A 20,611-nucleotide genomic window follows, 5' to 3' on the forward strand; every position below is an offset into this window, starting at 1 on the left:
CTACCTAATTATCAACAAGGCATAAGAGCTATGAGGCTTATTCTATCAGCGTTATAGGTGACTTGTCGCCCCGACAGCTACGCTCCTTAAGCATCTCAGGAGTTTTCTGCACCACTAAGCCGTTTATCTTGCACTTTACTCTCGCTCCCGCGCTCGAAACCTTTCGCCACGCAATATGCGATCGATTATTCAGCAAGCCCTAGTTAAAGAACTCATGGCAAAAACTCATACTAAAACCGGGCTTTCTGTGGTAGTAAATGTAATCGATAAAATTTATGAAACTGGTCGAAAAGTAGCTAATGGATTTAAAGAAACAATGAAAATTATTTTTGATGAATATCTACCCAAATGGAATTATCGTGCAGTTCCGACTATTTAGCAGACGCTAAAGTTATTAAATTTTCATTCCTAAGTAGGCTTGCAGAATAATTGCCAGAGCAATTTGTGCAGGAGGAACTGGGCCCTGACCTACTGTGCTGTCTTTAAAAATTGTAGCAAGTTCTTCTTGAAACTCATCATTAAATATGAATGAACGGTTGAGCCCTTAGAAACGTGAATAACTTGGCTCGTTTAATGCGCTTGATAATCAACGCTTCTTTTTCTGAGAGTTCAATTGGAGGATGCCATAAGGGAGGGCGCATAAGGTTTCTTCCTTCTTCCTGATTATGAGAATTTAACAGGCTTCTCAATTCACATATCATTTTCAGTCTTTTTTGTCAACTCCTAATACTGAACCGACGCCCTAGAAGTACGATCGCCCCTGGGCCTCTATTCCAAAAACCGAATAACAAAATCCCCGACTTGTTAAAGAAGTCGGGGATTTAACCGCGATCGCATTTTAGGTTAGGCGTTTCGCCTGTTTCTATGCCAAAACAGGCACGGGCTGCGGCCAACGTCCCATGACTTTACCAATCACCGCCAATTCTTCCATCAACTTGTCGAACTGATCCGGTGTTAAAGATTGCGGCCCGTCAGACAAAGCTTTTTTCGGATTCGGGTGCACTTCAATCATCAGCGAATCAGTACCAGAGGCGATCGAAGCAAACGCCATTGACGGTACAAACTGCGCCCAACCGGTGCCGTGACTGGGGTCAACCATAATCGGTAAGTGAGTGAGAGTCCGCAATACTGGCACCGCCGACAAATCAAGCGTATTGCGTGTATATTGCCTGTCATACCCGCGAATTCCGCGCTCGCACAAAATCACGTTCGGATTGCCAGAAGCCATGATATACTCAGCAGCCATCAACCATTCTTCAATGGTGGCGGAAATGCCGCGCTTCAGCAAAACAGGTTTGTCTTGAGCTCCGACTTTCTTCAACAGTGAGAAATTCTGCATATTTCTCGCCCCGACTTGGATTACATCGGCTACTTCTACGATCGCACTTAAGTCGGCCGCATCCATAACTTCGGTGATAATTCCCAAACCGCTAGCTTCCCGGGCCGCAGCTAGCAATCCCAAAGCACTCTCGCCGTGGCCTTGGAAAGCATAGGGGGAAGTTCTCGGTTTGTACGCGCCACCACGGAGAAAATGAGCTCCAGCAGCTTTGACGCGCATTGCCGTTTCGACAATCATTTCTTCGTTTTCGACCGAGCAAGGGCCTGCTACGATCGCGATCGGGTGATGCAAGCCGATCATTACAGTTCCTAAAGGAGTAGCAACCGCTACTTCGCTGGGTTCTCCTTGGCGATACTCCAGAGAAGCGCGTTTGTAGGGTTTTTCGACGCGCAGCACTTCTTCAATCCAGGTGCTCATTTCGCGCAGTTGCATCGGTTCGAGCTCAACGGTGTCGCCCACCAAACCCATGACGGTTTTGTAACGGCCGACGATTTTTTCTGGTATCAAACCCCAGCTAGTGCGGAGCTCTTCGTCGATGCGATCGATCTCGGCTTCTGGAGTGCCGGCTTTCATTACAATAATCATATTTTTTTTGCCTTTTCTGTTGGGCTAAACTACGGATGATGACTCTGATGCACTGAAAAAAATAGATGCAATGGCGATCGAGAATCTATTTATATCAGTATTATCAGTATTATTAGCATTGTTGTGGGGCGGGTTCTTATTCCCTCCCCAAATACAAACTCTAGATGGTTAACAGCTTAGTTTTTAGCTAATGACTAATAACTAATAACTAATGACTAATGACTAACTTTTTGGCTTCGCGGCGCGCCACGCTTCTCGCATCCGTCCAAAATTGGTATTAAATTCTTCCCACCCCAGAGTGCTTCCTGAAACTTCTTCATCCCAGGAAGCTGAGAGGACTCCGTAGCTTAATCCCAGAACGCCTAGACCAAAACAGCCCATGCTTACCAGCAATACTGCTGTGTTGGGCAAATCAAACAAGCCTTTGCTGACTATCAAATAGCTGACAAAAAATGTGGAAATTCCCAGGATGGTCGGTATGCCGCAGAAGACCGCTATGCGAGATATCATGCGTTGGCTGACTACTTCTGGGATGGATTGCGCCTGTTTTCCGGTTTTGTTAGCTTTGGGCTGCTTGTCGGCAGAATCCGACTCTAAGGCTACGCTTGCTTGGGGTTCTGGGGGCTTTTTAGGCGTTTTTTTACGATTCGTTGCCGGTTCAAAGGGCAAGCGCTTGCGGGGTGGTTCGGAGGACATATTTTATCTCTAACCTGAAATCTCGAACATTTTTCAATAAGTCTTGGTGTTTGTCCAAGATTAAAGAATATTGTCGCAAATTTTGGCTTTAGTGTTTAGCCGCGAATGCCTAGGCGGGCAATCAATGCTTTGTAGCGATCGGCATTTTGCTTCTGGATGTAGGCCAGCAGGCGCTTGCGGCGGCTGATCATCATCATCAAACCGCGCCGGGATGCGAAGTCTTTTTGGTTAATTTTCAGGTGGGCGCTGAGTTTGGTGATGCGATCGGTCAGCATGGCGACTTGGACATCTGCTGAACCGGTATCGGTTTCATGGGTTTGGAAGTCGCCCATGATTTCTTGTTTGCGCTGTTGTGTAAGAGCCATGAATTGATTTTAGTTTTTTTTGTACGATTGTCACAATCTGCAATTGTACCACAGCCAATCAACAAGCGTGCAGGGTGCGAGATGAAATTTTTGCTGCAAGAGTTCGCATGGGGAGTTTTAATTCCCTTGCGGGGAAAAGTGAATCGCGACATTGAAACCAGCGAGCGCCAACAGTACCACATCCTTTAGCGCCAGCAACGGCGCGCACTCTCTATGTCTGGCCCCCGCAAACAACCCCGATATTTGCGATGACCCCTCTAATAATGTCGAATTCTATAGCTATGATGGTTGGTGGATAAAGGCCCAGTGCCCTGCATAAATGATTTTTATGGCACCCACCAAACGTAATAAAATTCTGGCCGCTGTGGTGGGTGGCCGCTTGCGCGATCGACACAGCAAACGCACAATCAGAAAAACCCCGGAACAAAATGGCAAAGACACCCGGTCTAAAGACCTTCCCCAAGTTACTGTCTCAAAAAGAGGTAGACCTCATTGTGGCAAATGACGAGTACACCAAGAACCCAGGCGATGTACTCTTTCGCTACTACGGAGACTTCGGACACAACACCCCCGAGCCAACCACACCCCCAGAGGCTGACGCGCCCATCCGTCGAGGAGCCCCCGGCAAAGAGACCCCGCCACCAACCCCCTGGATGCTCGCTTGGGGGAAGACCCTACAAGACCGTGGGTTCTTCGATGAGATGCCCAATCAATACCGCGTCACCGATTGGTTCGGCAGCCTCAGATCCCAGTTCAAATGGCACATCGACAACCACCGACACGGAGAGAGAATCATCGCCATCAGCCTCTCCAACAACCGCGTCATTGGCTTTCGCAAAGATGCCAACAGCCCCGTCTTTGAACTGGAACAAAATGCAGGAGATGCCTATTTGATCGCTGGTCCAATCCGCTGGAGTTGGCAACACTGCGTACTGCCAAGAGGCAAAGACAAGAGCGGAGGGAGAAGTTTTGTGGTGAGCTTTAAGCGCCCCGCGCAATAATCAGCAACGCCACCTTCCTTCACTTCAATTAAAGAGTTTTAATCCCCTTGCGGGGAAAAGTGAATTGCGACACCCTCTATCTACAGCAATTTCACGGGCTTTCAAGTTGTTATCGGCTCAAATAGGCGATCGCCTCACGTATCCAATCATCCGCATCACCTTTGGCCGACAAAGTGCTGTCTTGACTGAGGGTTTGCAGCGCTTGCAAGACTTCAGCCGCAGTGTATCCCATCGCCAGCAGGATCATCTCGACTTCTTCTTGAATAGCTGGGGGGACTCCGGCGGCGACTGAAGTTGTCAAACCTGCTTGCTGTCGCCATTCCGAGAGTTTGCTTTTGAGTTCCAGGGCGAGACGTTCTGCGGTTTTTGTTCCCACGCCTGGAGTTTTGGCGAGGATGCGGGTGTTACCGCCGACGATCGCCTGGACTAAATCTTGCAATCCTAAAGTATCAAGAAGTGCGATCGCCAGTTGAGCACCCACACCGCTAACACTCGTCAACTGCCGAAACAAATCGCGTTCTGCAGCGCTGCCAAAACCGTACAATACGATTTGGTCTTCCTTAACTTGCTGGTGGGTAAAAATTTGGGCGACTTCGCCAGATGCTGGCAATTGACCGGTCACGCGGGGCAAAATTTGGATTTCATAGCCGATTTGATTGACTTCCAGAGTCAATATGACGCGGTTGCTGCCTTTGGCGATATCGGCTACTGTGCCTTTGAGATAGCTAATCATAAAATTAATAATAATACACCGCTATTGGTTTTCATCAAAGTCGGCGATGATGTTGCGGATTTCGTTGAGGCTGATATCTGTTCGATCTGACATCTTGCACCATTCTCAATTAGCCTTTTAGCAACAGGCAAGATGCCTGTTCCACAAGAAAATCTACTCTTTGTGGAACGGGCCGGAGAGCCCGTTCTTGAGAATAGTGCAAGATGTGAGTTCGATCGGATTTTGAGTCAATAGTTAACAAAAGTACGATCGACGGTGATTCTACTTGATAAATCATGCGATCCTCTAAAATCTAAAATCTAAAATCTAAAATCGATCGATGCCCTCCCACATTTGAGAAAGAGGTATTCGCTGTCCGGTTTTAGCTTCCTGCAACGCTCTTTTGAGACTGGCTTTTATTTCTGCAACTGGAGTATCATCTGGATATTCTTCAGTTTCATCTGTAGGTTCCTGAAAGAGGACTATGATTCGCACCCGGCCGGGAGTTTCTGCGGTTAAAGGTCGATCGAGAATTAATTGACCTTTTTCGTCGATCGTTCCTGTGACTTCAAAGGCTTTCATTGGTTTCTCCGGGATTTTTTTCAATTAATACTATTATATAACCCTGTCCGAGCGATTTTGTTATTCTCAAGCCAAAATAAGCTGCTGTTTAACCAAAGACAAATCCGTCTTACCAAAATTAACAACCAAAGCCACATTGAAATTTTCCAAGGATTTGACAAACCACATAATTTCATTAGAAGCTTTACCTTCATAGTGATTAAACAAAATAGAAAAGCGCTTTTCCAACTCGGGTTTGACTTTGCCCGAAAGCAGTACAAGTTTCAGCAGTAAACCCATTGTCCTACTAGCGCCGAGGTTGTACACCAAATCGTAAAAAACGTAGTGGCTGGGATGTTGGGAATTTTCCACTACTAAGAAGTTGAACAATTGGTGGCAAGTCCGAACTAACAATGAATTATTGAATTTCACCGAGTCATTTTCTCGCAAGGTATTTTTGATGTGTTTGTACAAACGGTCATTAAATTGACGCCCGCCGTATTCTGGTTCAATCGACGATATTAAATATTCATATAAATCCACTTTAAATGAGGCGTAAGATGGAGTTTGTCGGGAATCTCTCAAAAAAAATTGAGCCGCTTCTTTGTAGCTGCGATCGCCTGCTACTTTTCCCGCAAATTCCCTTACCGCTAAGTGCAGTTCTGCATCGTTCAAAAGTGTGGGATTAGGGGCCCGCTGCACAATCCCTATTTCTGTATTTCTCGGCTCAACCAAATAATTCAAATATTGAGACAAATGTGTTTCAAATTGTCGCTGTCTTTGAAATGCCAGTTTTTGGATGGTTTGTTGGTCTTCCTCAATGCTGCCCTTGCTCAGTAGAGAATAGCCGTACAAATAAGGATACCGACAGATCAATTCGCCCAAAGGAGAATCTGTATCTTGTTTCTGCTGTTCCGCCTCTCTATCTAAGGCTTTTACTAAGCGCTCTAGGGTCTGGAATTCTTCACTTTTAGTAAAGAAAGCTATTTGTTCTTGCAAGCGCTTGACTATGTAAAATTCCATCCCGAATCGGGGAGAAGTCTGCTTAAATAAAGCTACCAACTTGGCGATCGCGAATTGGTTTTGGGAATGCAATTGCCAGCGGTTGATCGGGATGTAGCAGCAGCGGTGGAGGAGATATTTAAAGTCCTGATCCGATCGCTTGACGGAGACTATACTATACAAAGTTGCTTCAATTTCTCGATCGGGATAGCCCATGCCGTCGATAAATAGCTTTCGGAACCGCTCGATCACCTGTGCGGGGGATTCTGTTTCCACGCAGGAGACGATGTGATCGTACAATCTCTGTTCGTTGCTGCCTGTTGGAACACTATCTGAGGGCGGGGTGAGGATGCGGCTGTCTGCATCTGTGTCTACGCTGGTGTCTGCAACTTGTGCGACAACGACTGTCGGTTTTTCCCCAAAAGTTCGATCGGGATTCAAGAACCAATAGTGTTCTTGGCTTAATTGTTTGTCCGCAGCCCAATCCAAAGCTGACTGCAAACTTTCCCCTGTCAATAACAGCGATTCATCTTCGCGGTCTGAAGCCAGCCATGCTGCTAGCGCCAAGCGGTAGGGAGCCAATTTTCCCAGCTCTTTTTCTACCCAAAATCGATTAAAAACTGACTGATAAATTAGGTTAGCAACTACTAATTTACCGTGAGATTTAACAACCAGTCCTGACAGTTGCAATTCGAGTTTTTCGGGAGAGTAATCTGCTGGTACTCCCTGCGATTCCCCGGGTTTTGTTGCCTGGGGCGGTTGCAAAGCTTGCTGGTATAGAGTTAACAGCCGCGTGAGGTCGCAGTGGTTATGAAAAATGCGATCGCGTATGGGTATCAAATGTTGGGGTTCGTCTTCTTCTTCCCAATTTTTAATAATTCTGTGTTTGACCAGTTTTTCAACCTGCTTAGCTTCGGAATTTCGACCAATGAAAGGCCCGTATTCAAGTACCAAGTGGCAAACTTTTTGAGTTAGAAACGGTTGGCCGCCCGTCCAAGCTAATATTTCTTGGAGCACTTTTTGGGGGCGAAAAGCTTTCAGGGCTAATCCTTTTGCTAGTGGCAAACTTTCGTGCAGTTGGAATCGACTTAAATGAATCTGCCGTCCAATATTAAAAGGGTTGCATCTTGGATCTCGGATCAATGCTGAGGGGGCTGCTACTCCCATAACAGCAAAAGTCAGGCGATCGTATTCCGGTTGCTCTGCCCGCTTGGAGTAACAAGCCCGGATCAAAGCAAAAAAATCGCTGGTACTGAAATTTAGGCTGCTAATGCTCTCAATGTCATCTATGAAAATTACCAGCTTTTGCTGAAGTGACTTGAGCAAAACTTTTTCGATAAATATCTCCAATCGCTGCACCGGTGGCAGCAGTTCGCGATCGTTCCACCACTTGATGGCATCAAACCTGTTTGTGATGTGTAAACTGCTTGCCATGCGGTACATGATTCCGCCATACCACTTTTGGGGGGAGATATCTGGGCTGCTGATGCTTCTCAAGTTGATGGCGGCAAAAACTGTACCTTCGGCTTGCAACCTTTTGGCCGTTTGCACTAGCAGGCTGGACTTTCCCATTTGTGGCGAACTCAACACGTAGCAGAAGTCTCCGGCTTTGAGTCCTTCGTAGAGCTCGCTGTCGGCCGATCGCCTGACATAGGTGGGCGCACCGGCAGGCAAATATCCTCCGACTTGATATTGGTACGTTGAATTAACTTCTGCTGTCATCTGGGAATTCATCAAGATTTTACACCCCTATGCTGTGCGATCGAAAGGTTACAAATTGGAGTTATTGCCGGCTTACTATTGGAAAATTTTTGTTCCTCTTTCTCTATTGTCTACTAGCTCAGCTTTCTCCGTGTCAATCTTTACCGTATCTTTGCAAGCGTTCGCCCCAAATCCTACGATCGGCTCAATCGTACCCCGCCACTTGATTTTTTACACTCGTTCAGATAATTAGATGAATTTTCACTCGCTCGAATTGAGAACGCTCAAACGCCGTTTTTTTCACATTTTTTTACAATAATACTTTAAAATTCACCCGGTGGTATGATGTGGGCAGGGAAACTCATAACCACAGCGCCGTCAACCTTCTGCCTTTAGCTCCGCCTGCCGGATGCCGGAGAAAAACGCGATCGCAATGGCTGCCAATAAAAAACCCCAGCGTTTTGCTGAGGACTGCTTGAGTGGGAGATATCGTTAATCTGCGTTTTTTTAGTTGACTTAGATTGCATGGAATTCCATGCTGCTGACTTTCCCCGGGCTTTCGCTTTGGGGGATTCCTAAGAACAAACTTTTCAGGATGCATCCACAAAAAGTTTAATTCTTAAAGGCTTTGTCAGTACCAGGCTAACCACTTACTCAACTATAAAAGTTAAGTCTGTGGCTAATTGTAGAAGATGCGCCCTGATGGCTTAACTACCCGATGGATTAGCACCCTGATGGCATAACTCCCTGATGGATCGACGCCCTGATGGCTTTCGCTCCACTACCCAAAAAATTCGGGTTGATGGATGATCGTGGACATTAGTAACACGTCACTTCCGGCGTTTCCGATCGCAAGCGGGTGTGCCTGTCTGAATTGATTATGGCAGGCAGATTTATCAGAAGACAAGTGGGCTATTGCATCAACCCATTTCTGATAGATCGGGTTAGCCAAAAAGTGTCAATCTACGCAAATCAGGGTCATCGAACATGAAAAACAGCATCTTAGTATTAGGGGTAATTGCCTCGGCTGGCTTCGGCTTTTTCCAGGCAGGCAGCGCCAGCGCTTCAGCCATCGCCACACAACCTTCATCAGCCAGTAGTTTGACGGCTTGGGAGAGTCGTCCTGACTTTAAGTACACTGGAACGAATGAGGATGGGGACCAAGAAGAGGTAAAAACGGGTAAAGGCAGGAAATAATTGGCGCCCGGAGTGTGGTTCGCTCTGATGCGGTTGTGGTTGTAGTTGTGGTGCTTGTTGTCCCAACCGCCTCTGATCGAGGTAGTTAAAACTAGATCCCAAGAAGATCAGTCAACCTAATCCCAGGGGTGGGGATCAGTTTCAGAGAACGGTGGATGGGAAAATAAACAGGTAAGGCGAGTCTGTCGGTGGAGTTTCCCCGCCTATCAACTTCCTTACCTTCTGATGTTCGGGATTTGTATCTGGCACAATCGTATTTCATCTCGTAAAAACCCAATGGAAAATACTCTCGAAACTACCCGCAGACAGCGCGTATTGACAAGAACCCAGGAACGGCGTCAGGCGACACCCAAAGAAAAACAGTTGATTCACCTGCTAGCCAATATGGCTTGCAGTTTGATTAAATACGACTACAAACACGCAGCGGGCAAGGGTACTCTCCCGCCTTCGGAAAGTAAGCGTTTAGCGGAATGGCACTACCTGCGAGTTCAGCAAATTCGCCGGATCGAACGCTCATTGGAGCCCGTAGCGACTCTTAAGCGCGTGTACTACAAGAGCATCCTCAGTCCGAGAGATCTGAAGTCTTTGAAACTTTTGTGGCTGGAGGAGGACAAAAACCGCGTCAAACGAGTCGATCCTGACTTGGATGACATCCTCAGCGAAGCTTTGGATCGGGGAGATACTTTAAAACAGCTATTTCACTCGATCGAAGTCAAAGAACGCACCTTTTCTGCAACTCCTAGCCCCGGCGCCGTGCCGCTGTGGGTCAAAGAGTGGGAAGACTCGGAATATGACATAAACTTTTTTCCGCCTTCCTTCCCTGCATGGGTTTCGATCGTGGACGACTAGGTTCAAGAAAAACTCTTTGACATGGCATCGATCGCAAATTTCAGATGGTAGACATATTTGCGATTGCTGCCATTGGCGAAAAGTGTGCGGGCGTGAGGCTAAACCAGGCGGCGTGGCGCGCAGGCATCCGAGTACAGAGAAGTGAATCGGAGTCAGTACCATTGTACAATGGGGGAAAACCAGGGCTTCAGCTAATAGCTGATAGCTGATAGCTGATAGCTGATAGTTTCTCATGACTGACTCGATTTCTACTTCTCCTCTAGACTCGGCGGCCGATACAGCCGAACTCCGCTCTCAGTTGAGGTCGGGTTCGGAAAAAGCTCAACTGCAACTGCTACAACAACAAATAGCAGATTCCGGTTGGGATGTATTGATGGAATTTTTATTAGAGCGCAAGTCAGAGGCACCGACTGCGGTAATGGGTAAGGCTTACCAAATTCTTTTCAGTGCTAATTCTCCGAGAGCGGCGGAGTTTTTGCAAGCGAATTTTCCGACTGGGGTTGTGCCGCTGCGATCGGACTCTAACATTGATTACACTCCGCTGCAACAATTATTGGCGTTACAGGAATTTCAAGAAGCCGATCGCTTGACTTTAGACAAGCTTTGTGAATTGGCTGGTGATACAGCTTCTGTGAGAAAGTGGCTGTATTTTACCCAAGTTGAGAGTTTGCCGGTAACGGATTTGCAAACAATTAATACGCTGTGGAAAGTTCATTCCGAAGGCAAATTTGGCTTTTCGGTGCAGCGGGAAATTTGGCTCGGTTCGGGGAAGAATTGGGATAAATTGTGGCCGCTAATTGGCTGGAAAAAGGGGAATAATTGGACGCGATACCCGCAAGAGTTTATCTGGGATTTGAGCGCGCCGAGAGGGCATTTGCCGCTGTCAAATCAGTTGCGGGGAGTGCAGCCTTTTGCAGCTTTGATGGCTCATCCTGCCTGGTTGAAATGAAGAGTTTGGGATTTTTTGAAGAAGGTGGGGCGGGCCCGATGGCAGGCCCCATAGTTTTGAGCGGGGAAATCGGATTTTAAGATTTAACCGCAGAGGGCGCAGAGAGCACAGAGGTAGAGGAATGAAGAGAATAGGGGCGATCGCACTTCTAGGAATGTTGGGAAATTTTGTATAATTGATATTTGAATTAATTAGCGAGAGGGCTGGGAGTCATGGTAGGCATGGGAACCAAACTCACTTTAGCAGAATTTCTAGCTTTGCCCGACGGAGATGTATATTGTGAGTTTCTAGATGGTGAAGCAGTTCCTAAAGTGTCTCCAAAATTTTTTCATTCCAGTTTACAGGGAGCTTTGTGTGGCCTGATTCGTTTATGGTGTAAAGGACGCGGGCGAGTGCTTCCAGAATGGGCAATTTTGTTAAAACGTCAGGATAAAGATTGGGCACCTGTTCCCGATTTAATGTACATTTCTTATGAACGTCTGCCGAAAAGTTGGCGGCGAAATGAAGCTTGTCCCGCAATTCCTGAACTGGTGATTGAGATTATATCGCCGGATCAAAGTATGAAGGAATTTGAAGAGAAGGCGAAAGATTATTTGGCGGCGGGAGTTCCGCGAGTTTGGGTGATTGATCCAGAGGCTATTTTAATTAAAAGTTTTTTGACGGATGGTTTGAGTCAAGTTTATACGGATAATACACCGATTGTGGATGAGTTGCTGCCTGGTTTGGAGTTGACGACTAGACAGATTTTTGAAGAGGCGGAATTGATTGATTGATTGATTGAGGGCGATCGTACTCTGTGCAAGATATCAGTCGTAGGGTGCGTGACAGCGGGAAAACTTTAACTCGGGGCGGTGGGACTATTGACTGTCACGCAATGCGACAAAACCATAGTATTTACAAGGTACTATGGTTTTTTTGCGCTTACCTGTTACTCATTGAATTAGCGGGCACTTTGATTTAAGATTGTTTCAATTTGACTCTGTACTTGTTCAAGTTCCCGACGTTTGTCAGCCAGCCAAACCTTTTCGGCTTCGCATTCTGCTTGATTTTGGTGATCGCGCTTTTCCTGCTGTTCTAACAAATTCTCCCACAGCGAGATAGCTTTTGACATCGCATCGCTATTCGCATCAGCGCGATCGTTAAATACTGCAATAACTCTTTCTTGTACCTTCTCAAAAATAGACTCTGCCGATTCACCAAATTTCTCAAAGCCTAATTCACAAACTTTTTCCTTAATCTGGTTATGAATTCCATCAACATCTAGCATTCCCAATCCAAATGCACCACCTCCACCAGCAGCTAAGGCACCCAAAATAATTGGAATAATACCAACTCCTCCAAACAGCAATCCCGCCGCTACTAATCCACCAAGGCCTAAACCGCCAAGATAACCTCCAGGACCTCCAATATCTGAGATCGATGAAGCGATACCGCTTCCACCGATCCCAATTCCGCCCAGATCACCTGCGATCGCCAAATTATTAAATTGACTGACAAGGTTACTACTCAGTTGCTTATCGAAATTTTGAAACTCCAGCCGAATTGCATAAATATCTTCATTGATTTGGTTATTTAAAACAGCCACATTTTGTTGTAAAATTGCTTTGACTTTTTGACTTGCCCAATCTTCTATTTCTTTGGTCATGTCTAGGACAAATTGATTAGAATAATCTTTAATCAATTTGTTTTGACTCCAAATATGGTTATGTCCGGAAGTCCAGCGATGACTTTTTGATCCCAAACGTTGTCCCAATCCTTCCGCCCATTTATGCCAAGATTCAATAGCTTCTTCTAAAGACTGCTCCATCAATTCATTAGCTAAAAATCTAATTTTAACCTCGCGACCGCTTACTTCCGCCATTTGTTCAAATATTTTCTGCTTATCTCCTTGATCAACTGTCAATTTTCCCTCTAACATTTCCTCCCATTGATTCAATTCCTCACAACCAGTGTCAATAATTTGCTTAATTCCGGCGGCGGACTGCCGAAGTGCGATCGCCCCCCGTTCAACTGTCAGAAACTTCTCAATCGAATCAGTAAAACCCTGAAAATATTTTAGATAATCATCATTTTCATTTCCTTCTAAAATCGCCTCCAATGCAGATTGAGCAGAAATAAAATGAATCCGGTTTTCACCAGCAATTAAATTTTGACTTTTAACAATTGTTTCCACCCTTTTTCGTACCTGCTGGCGACTCTCTTCCCGCCGCAGCAAATCGAAAAAATTAACTACCATAAAAATATTACCCGCGCCTTCCTTATTACCATAATTTAGTTCTTTTTTCAAGTACAAAAGCAGTTCTCGCTCTTTCTCGGTTAAAGCATTTTGAGCATGAGTTAAGAAAATAACCGCATCAGTTGTTTTGAGTACCTGTTGGGTGATTAATGTGCGTTCTGCTTGTTCGTTCAACCCAGGAGAATCAATAATTTCTACCCCATTGCGGCACAACTCTAATTCGGGATGCTCAAAAACAATTTCGGCAATTTCCGACTTGGCAATTTCCTCGGCATAAGAACCATAAGCCGCTTCTTCCGAAATCGAAGCTTTCTCTTGATATTGTGCAGGTGAAATTTCTTCCTCCAGTCCATTTTTGTAGCGACAAATAACCCGGCGCTGCGAACCATATTTCAAAATAGTCACATTACCGCTACAGGGAATATCCCGCACTGGTTGGATTTCCTCGCCGAGTAAGGCATTGAGTAAAGTTGATTTGCCTTTACTAAACTCGCCGACAACAGCAACGCGAAAACATGGAGATTGCAATCTCTGAGATACTTTCGTTACTTCTTCTGCTAAAGTAGGAGATAGCACATTGCGCTCGCTTCCATCTTGCAGAGTTAAATAAAGTTTTCCACAAACAGCATCCAGTTGTTGTCGGTACAGTTGAAATTTTTTCAACTCCTGATAGGACGAAACTGACAGTTTTTGATTTGTTTTGTATTTCGGTTTTGCTGGTAAGTGTCCGATAATGTGACTGGCAGCACGGACAAACATAGAATCGAGAGATTGAAATTGCGCTGGATCTAGTAACGAGTGGAGTTCTGTTAAAGCTGCTGTATCGCTTATTGCTTGACTGCTAAAACTGGCTTCCAAAACAGTCAAAAATCGCCCAGCGATTCCGAGTTTGTTGGCGACAATCGTCAAATACTCTTTTTCGCGTTTATCTATTGTCCCATCTGCCGCCGACATTTGATACCCAAAACTAATCAGCAGCAGTTTTTCCTCCTCAGAAAAACACGCTGTCAGCGCCAGCAACGCGGTCAATTTCTTGTAAACTTGCTGTTCCCGCACGCTCTTAACCATCGGCATTACCAATGGGCGCAAATTGTTGTTAGCGGGAATAAGTTCCGTAAAAGTTGTCCGCAATCGCTGCGTTTCCTCAGCACTTACCGTACCGTCGGCATGAATGACTCCCAGCAACACCGTTATCAGCCCCGCCAGGAAAAGCACAGGCGGAGTAATATCCTCTTTTCGGAGGTTTTGCCCTGTCAGTCGGGAAATAAGCTCAACCGTTTGTGAACTAATTAGTGAAGTGTCCATTTTCGGCGTCTATTTATAATTTTTTTTATTTAATCTATCATAAGAGATAAGTTATTCTTTGGTATGCTACCGGGGTAAAAAGTAATGATGAACTTTGTATTTCCCGCAGCGGTACAGGCTGCGATCGAGGCTGGCAAGTACGCACAAGTGTTTACATCCGCTGGAGTGCCGATCGGCATGGCCAGAGATGAAGCGACGGGACAGTTCGTAGCCCATGCCGTGGGCGCGGCCCTCAACAACAGCCCGCTATCGCCGTTAGTGTCGCCGTTGCAGTTTGCGATGCAAGGCTTGCAGATGCAGCAAATGCACATGGGCTTTCAAGCCGTCCAAGCGAGTTTGGGCGTGCTGCAAGCGACAACAGCCGTCATTGGTGTGGGAACTGTGGCTGGGGTAGCCTTGTCAGCAGTCAATTTGCACCAGACATTGAAACTCAAAAAAGCTGTAGAAAGGCTGGAAGTCAAAGTAGAAAACGGTTTCATCAATTTAGAACAACTTTTAAAATACCAAGGCGCGGAAATTAAGCAACAAATTTCGGAAGTTGTCGAAAAGATGACATTTGAGAATCATCGGCTAGTTTTAGTGCGGGCTTACGGGTTATTTACGCAAGCAATTCAACGAATGCGATCGGCTTTGCAACTGCAAGATATCAACCGCCGCAATGCTGAAATTGATGCAGCGCGGGGGATGTTGTTTCAGGCTTTAGCAGACTACAAAAATCCGCATTTATTAGAAGAAACTTGTGCGGCGGGACAGTTGCGCCGATTAGAGTGCAGTTGGGCGATCGAGCAAAGTATTATTGGCACGTATCAGGTGCAGAATGAATTTGGTGCTGCGGGCGATCGGCTTTCTCAGCTTCAAAAACAAATCCGTCAAGATGGCCTCGGTATTTTACAAGGCTGTGACTCTGACGAAGAGCTTGATTTTCTATTTCCTGAAATCACCCGAATTCACAATCACGATTTAGCTGCCTTAGACATTTGGCTTCATCAGATTGAATGGATTAAAGATTTGTCGCCAAGTGAGTTAAAGGAGTTGCAGAGTGCTGATTTGAGTAAATCAGACTTAGCTGTTATGGGGGATAAAAATTCAGCCACAACAGCTTTAGCGATACCGGATGAACAGTTGTTTTATGAAAATTTGCGGCCGAAGTCTCATTTTTATGCGCTTCGCACTCAACTGCAATTAATGCTCGATCCGCAGCAGCGTCCAGAGTATGAAAATTATATTATTAAGCAAGGGGAAATAGCGGGTCATAAAAGTTTAGTATCATCGAACTTGGAAAAAGCCTCAGATTTGGCTGTTGCTAATCTTTTTTACTACTTCCGAGTCCGGGATGAATCGGAAGACGAATCAGAATTAGATCCTGATGAAACTACCACTGATACCACTACTCCTAACGTTTTTGCTGAATCTTCCCCAAGTGGTAAGCTTAAGCAGCAAATCTATGAAAAACTCAAAGCGGTTATTGTCAAGCAGCTAGCAGTTGATGCAAGTGAAGTCACCATAAACGCTAATTTTGCCAATGATTTAGGAGCCGATTCTCTCGATGCAGTAGAGCTAATTATGGCAATCGAGGAGGAATTCGACATTGAAATTCCCGATGAAGCTGCCGAGACAATTACAACCGTTGAACAGACTGTTGATTATATTTACCAAAAAGTTGATGTTTAAAAACCCAAGACAGTAACCCAGTTCAAATTCCTGAAACAACAGAAGCTCAGATTCAAGATGATTCCTAAACTATGAAATAATTTGGGTTGATTTCAAAGCCAGGAATATTTTATTGACATGATCAATTGTCAGAAAGGTGCATCATACTCAACTTTTCAGTTCACAAACTGACCTAATTTGTAATTTGCTTTAAGTTTATCCCTGTTTTGATTATCCATGAATTACTATCGAGAACTCAAAGACTTTCATTAAGTTGCTTCATATCCTCTTGCGGCTGCACTTGCTTGTGCAAACTAATTTTGTCGCCCACTTCATACCCGGAATTAAAACCCGCCTCGCTGCTGACTTGAGAATCGGTTCTCGTTCTAATTTTAACCCCTCGGCCCTCTAGATAATCGGCGATCGCCTGTTGATTTTTCTCAAACATCGATCGCACTACAATCCCTGGAGTCGCCGCCACATCCCCCGAACCTGGAATCCCCGACTCTTCCATCTCCTGTTTTTGTTCCAACAATCTTTGTCTCAACCGTGTCGCGCATCCAACCCGAAAAGCATTCAGATACGCCAACCCCCTGCCGTTTCCTTTGCGGTATTTAGCCCTTTTTTCAATCGCAGAACTCAAATACTCGTACAGATGTTTGCAAACAATCAGGTTTGTAGAAGTTCCCACCAAAAACATACTGCCATTATAAGTGTTTCGCATTGCAGTGCAACCGTTAGCGTCGGCAATTCCCGAAAGCAACATCATTTTCCAAGTGACAAATTTCGATGTTGTTTCAACTGAGTTTTCGTCAATCTCTTCTTGGTGATTTGGCCCTAAATCCGCGAGGCTGAGATTGTACTGTGCCAGTAAAAGGGAAGCTTTTTCGGCCGCAGCAGTCGATTCGTTTTCATTGGATGAGGTGGCGAGGGCTAAAAGCTTTTTGATTCTTTCGACAATACTTGTGTCTGCCATTTTTCAATCGGTTTTAGGGTGAGAGTATGCGGTGGCAAGGATTTGGGTGAATTCCTATTTTAGTATAGCTGGGAATGTGCGATGTTTTTTGAGGAGGATTTTTTTGAACCGCAGAGGGCGCAGAGGGCGCAGAGAGAAAGAAAGAAAGAAAGAAGTTGGCAACTGATGCGCGGATTGGTTACTCTTCGAGGACTTCTAGGACTGATTTGGGCAACAATTTATCTTTAAACCAGACTACTTTTGCTGGCACATCATTTACATTCACCCCGGCTTTTTCTAAATTCAGCCGTTCGGAAATAGCTAAAATCAAGTGATCGCATTCAGACTTCTGTACTTGTGCAAATTTCTTTTGCAAATACTCCGGCCGCCAATAGCCAACTATTTCTAATAAAAATACTCGCCCGTCGGGATGCACTAACCGAAAGTCGGGAATCATCACACTACCTGGAATCGGAATTAAATCAACTTCTCGCTCTAGTTGCCACTCGGTTTTTGTGGAATTCCATCTTTCAGCAAATGCGGCTTCTAACATACTATCATAAGGTTTGCCAGGGGGATAGTGGCTGACTAAACCGCAGTCGGAATTTAGGGTAAATTTACCTGTTTTCAAAACGCCACTAAAAGGGTCTTTTGTGTGCAGTGTCGAGTGCATACTCCATTTGGTGACGTGCAGCAGTGCGGGCAGCATTTTCGCCAGGGCTAAGCCGTAGCGGGTGCTGGGTTTGAATAAGCTTGTAGGGCCGTCTATTGTCAGTGTAAAACCGTGGTCTGCATCGCCTTCGATGTAAGTCATTAATTGAAATAGTTTCAGATAGCGAAATAAGAGCTTGTATTCTCCTGGATCGTTGCGGTGGGCTGTTAATTGGACTTGACTTGCGCGGTAAAATATGCCTTGAACTTGAGAAAGATTGTATTTGTGAAGCAAGTTTTCGGGAGTTGGTGGATTAAACTCTGTGAGGATTTTGTTTTCGTTTAAATCGGCGTATAAACCTGTAGTGATTTCGTGAGGCAAAACTTCTCTGTTTAACTCTTGGCTGAGTTCACTTGCTACTTTTTCCAGGGTTAATTGGGTGGATTGAGGGCTGGGAGTCGTGAGCGCGGACAAGGCAAAAACCCGCTGTCTCAACTCTGAGGGTTCTAGGGGACTGATGACTTCTAAGGTGCAGAAACCGCTTTTCAGCAGGTGCGCTAATCCCCGTTTCAGCCGATAATCGGGGCTGTCGCCTTCTAATTCTAGCAAGCGTCCGTCGAGCTCGCCTTGGGTTTTGCCGATCGACTCTTGAAAGCAGTCGATCATTTCCGTTGCGGCTTCTAAATTTTTAGCATCTATCTTGAGGCGGAGAGGAATAATTGATTCCCCGTTTTGGCGGTGACTTAATAAATCAGTTGGTAGCATAAGCAGTGAAAAGCTTTACTCAATTTTTTGTTCAACAATCACCGTAACTCCCCTAAGTTTTCCCTCTTCAGTCAAGATTTGGCTAGTCCGAATTCGCCGATCGTAACTGACAAGATTGATGGTTTCAACAGCCCTCAGAATGGCAGTTGCTTTGTCCCACATTTGATAAATTACCAAATTATCTCCAACTTCTGTGGCTAGTGTCTTGTAGTTGGAAAAAACCGAGTCTGGACTTTCAAGTTGCACTTGCCCTTCACCGACAACATAACCCACATAATTTTTGGTTTCAGTCTTGCCATTGGCATAAGTTAGAACGTTTGTTTGCCTCCACTCGTTGTCAACTATTTTCTGGGTTAACACTGATGTCAAACGCTCGGTTTCTTTGCAGTCGGCATCGAGTCTTGTCCACTCTCCCTCCCAAACTCCAGTATGTTTGGGAAAGACTTTAAAGTTAGTTAGTTGTGCAGTTTCGCTCATTTTTAGGTAATGTAACTTAGTTAATACTGAGATTATACACTAATTGGACAACCTTCAATCTTCCTTAGAAGTATCATTTTTTTCACCCCATTTTGCGGGTAATTCTGCTGCTTTTTTACTCGCCTCCCGGTTGACTCCGTAAATGGGTATCGGCTTGATAGTTTCTACTTGCTTGGATTCGGTTGGCGGCGGTTCTATTATAGTTTTCGCTTGGGGTTTGTGAGGCTGCATTCCTCCTCGGCGGCGCTGAGAAGTTCTTTCTTCGCTGGTGTCTTCGGTGACGACTTCGTAGAGAATTGCTAACTTATTTACATCGCTGCTTTTGCGGAGAACTCGACCCAATCGCTGAATGTATTCGCGTTCGCTGCCTGTACCTGATAATATGATAGCAATTCTAGCGTCGGGAACGTCCACTCCTTCGTTGAGGACGTGGGAAGCGACGAGGGTTTTGTATTCGCCGCTGCGAAAGCGATCGAGGATTTCGTGGCGTTCTTTGACTGGGGTTTGGTGGGTTATTGTGGGGATGAGAAATTCTTGGGAAATTCGGTAAACTGTGGCGTTGTCACCCGTGAAAATTAGCGTGCGCTGGGGAGAGTGTTCGGCTAGTATTTTGGCTAAGATTCGCAGTTTGCCTTCGGTACAAAGGGCGATTTCTTTGGCTTGGCGGTGGGCTAGCATGGCGCGGCGTCCCAGGGGCGATCGCGCGCTTGCCATGATAAACTGTTTCCAACCATCCAGGCTGGATATTTTGATGTTAGACTGTTTTAAGAAGTCGTTGCGAATGTTGATTAATTCGGCGTAGCGAGATCCCTCTTCTTTTGACAGTTTTACCATAATTTGAACTATTTTATGGTCGGCTAAAGCATCGCCTGCCAAATCTTCGGGTCTTTTGCTAAATACTGTCGGGCCGATCAGGAAATGTAAATCGCTGTGGCGGCCATCTGTGCGATCGGGTGTGGCTGTCAGTCCGAGTCGAAAAGGCGCGATCGCATATTCGGAAATTACTCGATAAAAGTCCGTTGGCAAATGGTGACATTCGTCAAAAACCAGCAAACCGTATTTATTGCCCAAGGTTTCTGCATGAATACTTGCACTGTCGTAGGTAGCCACTAAAATTGGCGTTTTGTCCCGCGAACCTCCGCCCAACAATCCGATTTCGATGTCGGGAAAAGCTGCTTTTAAATTAGCATACCACTGGTGCATTAAATCGAGAGTTGGTACTACAATTAATGTACTGCGACCAGTGACTTGCATGGCTAATTGTGCCAGATAGGTTTTGCCGGAAGCAGTGGGGAGGACGACTACTCCTTGGCTGCCTGCTTCCTGCCAAGCTGCGAGGGCCTGTTCTTGATGTGGGTAAGGCTGCATTTCCACGCTGGGTACGAGTTCGAGTAGTTCGTATGCCCTAGCTTCGTCGGTGAAGTGAATGCAGTCGGCTTGGAGGCATTCTACCAGCGGGCGGTAGTGAATGGCTCGAATGCGGTATTTTTCTACGCGATCGTCCCAAGTGGCAAAGTCCACCCAGTCTCTGCCTTTGGGCGGCGGGTGTAGCAAGAGAGTTCCGCGATCGAATGTTAAGGTAGGTATCCGTGGCATTTGTTTAGATAGGGGGGC

The 20,611-nt window shown here is 45.7% G+C and carries 19 protein-coding genes; 7 read left to right on the forward strand and 12 right to left on the reverse strand.

Annotation, left to right across the window (positions count from 1 at the left end):
• The first annotated feature begins 175 nt into the window (after nt 1–175).
• The gene (locus QUA83_RS24020; protein ID WP_333296375.1) at nt 176–379 is read left to right on the forward strand and encodes an ISAzo13-like element transposase-related protein; all 204 of its coding nucleotides are present in this window, start codon (nt 176–178) and stop codon (nt 377–379) included.
• A 483-nt stretch (nt 380–862) separates the two neighbouring features.
• Here QUA83_RS24020 and aroF read toward each other — a convergent pair whose 3' ends face one another.
• From aroF to rpsO, 3 genes are all read right to left on the reverse strand, one after another.
• On the reverse strand, nt 863–1,924 hold the full coding sequence (gene aroF, locus QUA83_RS24025; RefSeq protein ID WP_333296377.1) for a 3-deoxy-7-phosphoheptulonate synthase: 1,062 nt from the start codon (nt 1,922–1,924) through the stop codon (nt 863–865).
• A 222-nt stretch (nt 1,925–2,146) separates the two neighbouring features.
• Entirely contained in the window at nt 2,147–2,620 is a 474-nt protein-coding gene (locus tag QUA83_RS24030) for a PAM68 family protein (RefSeq protein WP_015174481.1), read from the reverse strand.
• Between the two features lie 95 nt (nt 2,621–2,715).
• Nucleotides 2,716–2,985 (reverse strand): 30S ribosomal protein S15, encoded by a 270-nt coding sequence (rpsO, locus tag QUA83_RS24035; RefSeq protein WP_015174482.1) that lies wholly within the window; start codon nt 2,983–2,985, stop codon nt 2,716–2,718.
• Between the two features lie 428 nt (nt 2,986–3,413).
• Here rpsO and QUA83_RS24040 point away from each other — a divergent pair, with 428 nt between their 5' ends.
• Entirely contained in the window at nt 3,414–3,986 is a 573-nt protein-coding gene (locus QUA83_RS24040; RefSeq protein WP_333296379.1) for a hypothetical protein, read from the forward strand.
• A gap of 109 nt (nt 3,987–4,095) precedes the next feature.
• On the opposite strand, the gene ruvA is transcribed toward QUA83_RS24040, so the two are convergent.
• From ruvA to QUA83_RS24060, 4 genes are all read right to left on the reverse strand, one after another.
• Entirely contained in the window at nt 4,096–4,719 is a 624-nt protein-coding gene (gene ruvA, locus QUA83_RS24045; RefSeq protein WP_190742029.1) for a Holliday junction branch migration protein RuvA, read from the reverse strand.
• A 109-nt stretch (nt 4,720–4,828) separates the two neighbouring features.
• Nucleotides 4,829–4,996, reverse strand: a complete 168-nt coding sequence (locus tag QUA83_RS24050) for a hypothetical protein (protein WP_333296380.1) — start codon at nt 4,994–4,996, stop codon at nt 4,829–4,831.
• Nucleotides 4,997–5,025: 29 nt separating this feature from the next.
• A complete protein-coding gene (locus QUA83_RS24055; RefSeq protein ID WP_333296381.1) occupies nt 5,026–5,280 on the reverse strand; it encodes a type II toxin-antitoxin system RelN family antitoxin in 255 nt (84 codons plus the stop codon).
• 66 nt (nt 5,281–5,346) lie between these two features.
• Entirely contained in the window at nt 5,347–7,983 is a 2,637-nt protein-coding gene (locus QUA83_RS24060) for an AAA-like domain-containing protein (RefSeq protein WP_333296382.1), read from the reverse strand.
• A 966-nt stretch (nt 7,984–8,949) separates the two neighbouring features.
• Here QUA83_RS24060 and QUA83_RS24065 point away from each other — a divergent pair.
• The 4 genes from QUA83_RS24065 to QUA83_RS24080 all read left to right on the forward strand — a co-directional run bounded on the left by QUA83_RS24065 (nt 8,950) and on the right by QUA83_RS24080 (nt 11,730).
• Nucleotides 8,950–9,159, forward strand: coding sequence for a hypothetical protein (locus QUA83_RS24065; protein WP_333296383.1), 210 nt, complete (start codon nt 8,950–8,952; stop codon nt 9,157–9,159).
• Between the two features lie 276 nt (nt 9,160–9,435).
• Nucleotides 9,436–10,008: a hypothetical protein gene (locus QUA83_RS24070; protein ID WP_333058257.1), complete on the forward strand. Its 573-nt coding sequence runs from the start codon at nt 9,436–9,438 to the stop codon at nt 10,006–10,008.
• Nucleotides 10,009–10,240: 232 nt separating this feature from the next.
• A complete protein-coding gene (locus QUA83_RS24075; RefSeq protein WP_333296384.1) occupies nt 10,241–10,957 on the forward strand; it encodes a GUN4 N-terminal ARM-like repeat domain-containing protein in 717 nt (238 codons plus the stop codon).
• Between the two features lie 221 nt (nt 10,958–11,178).
• Nucleotides 11,179–11,730, forward strand: a complete 552-nt coding sequence (locus QUA83_RS24080; RefSeq protein ID WP_333296386.1) for a Uma2 family endonuclease — start codon at nt 11,179–11,181, stop codon at nt 11,728–11,730.
• 167 nt (nt 11,731–11,897) lie between these two features.
• Here the strand turns inward: QUA83_RS24080 and QUA83_RS24085 are convergent, their stop codons facing one another.
• Nucleotides 11,898–14,498 carry a dynamin family protein gene (locus tag QUA83_RS24085; protein ID WP_333296388.1) on the reverse strand — a complete coding sequence of 867 codons (2,601 nt, stop codon included), beginning with the start codon at nt 14,496–14,498 and terminating at the stop codon, nt 11,898–11,900.
• A gap of 1,440 nt (nt 14,499–15,938) precedes the next feature.
• On the opposite strand from QUA83_RS24085, the gene acpP reads away from it, so the two are divergent.
• Entirely contained in the window at nt 15,939–16,169 is a 231-nt protein-coding gene (gene acpP / locus QUA83_RS24090; protein WP_333156689.1) for an acyl carrier protein, read from the forward strand.
• Between the two features lie 235 nt (nt 16,170–16,404).
• Here acpP and QUA83_RS24095 read toward each other — a convergent pair whose 3' ends face one another.
• From QUA83_RS24095 to QUA83_RS24110, 4 genes are all read right to left on the reverse strand, one after another.
• Complete coding sequence (locus tag QUA83_RS24095; protein WP_333296389.1) at nt 16,405–17,124, reverse strand: DUF2786 domain-containing protein; 720 nt, start codon at nt 17,122–17,124, stop codon at nt 16,405–16,407.
• Between the two features lie 178 nt (nt 17,125–17,302).
• Complete coding sequence (locus QUA83_RS24100; RefSeq protein WP_333296390.1) at nt 17,303–18,520, reverse strand: DUF790 family protein; 1,218 nt, start codon at nt 18,518–18,520, stop codon at nt 17,303–17,305.
• A 15-nt stretch (nt 18,521–18,535) separates the two neighbouring features.
• Complete coding sequence (locus QUA83_RS24105) at nt 18,536–18,997, reverse strand: DUF3598 family protein (protein WP_333296391.1); 462 nt, start codon at nt 18,995–18,997, stop codon at nt 18,536–18,538.
• Between the two features lie 54 nt (nt 18,998–19,051).
• Nucleotides 19,052–20,593 (reverse strand): DEAD/DEAH box helicase family protein, encoded by a 1,542-nt coding sequence (locus tag QUA83_RS24110; protein WP_333296392.1) that lies wholly within the window; start codon nt 20,591–20,593, stop codon nt 19,052–19,054.
• Nucleotides 20,594–20,611 lie beyond the last annotated feature (18 nt).

The organism is Microcoleus sp. K1-B1, assembly GCF_036704705.1.
Classification (GTDB): domain Bacteria; phylum Cyanobacteriota; class Cyanobacteriia; order Cyanobacteriales; family Microcoleaceae; genus Microcoleus.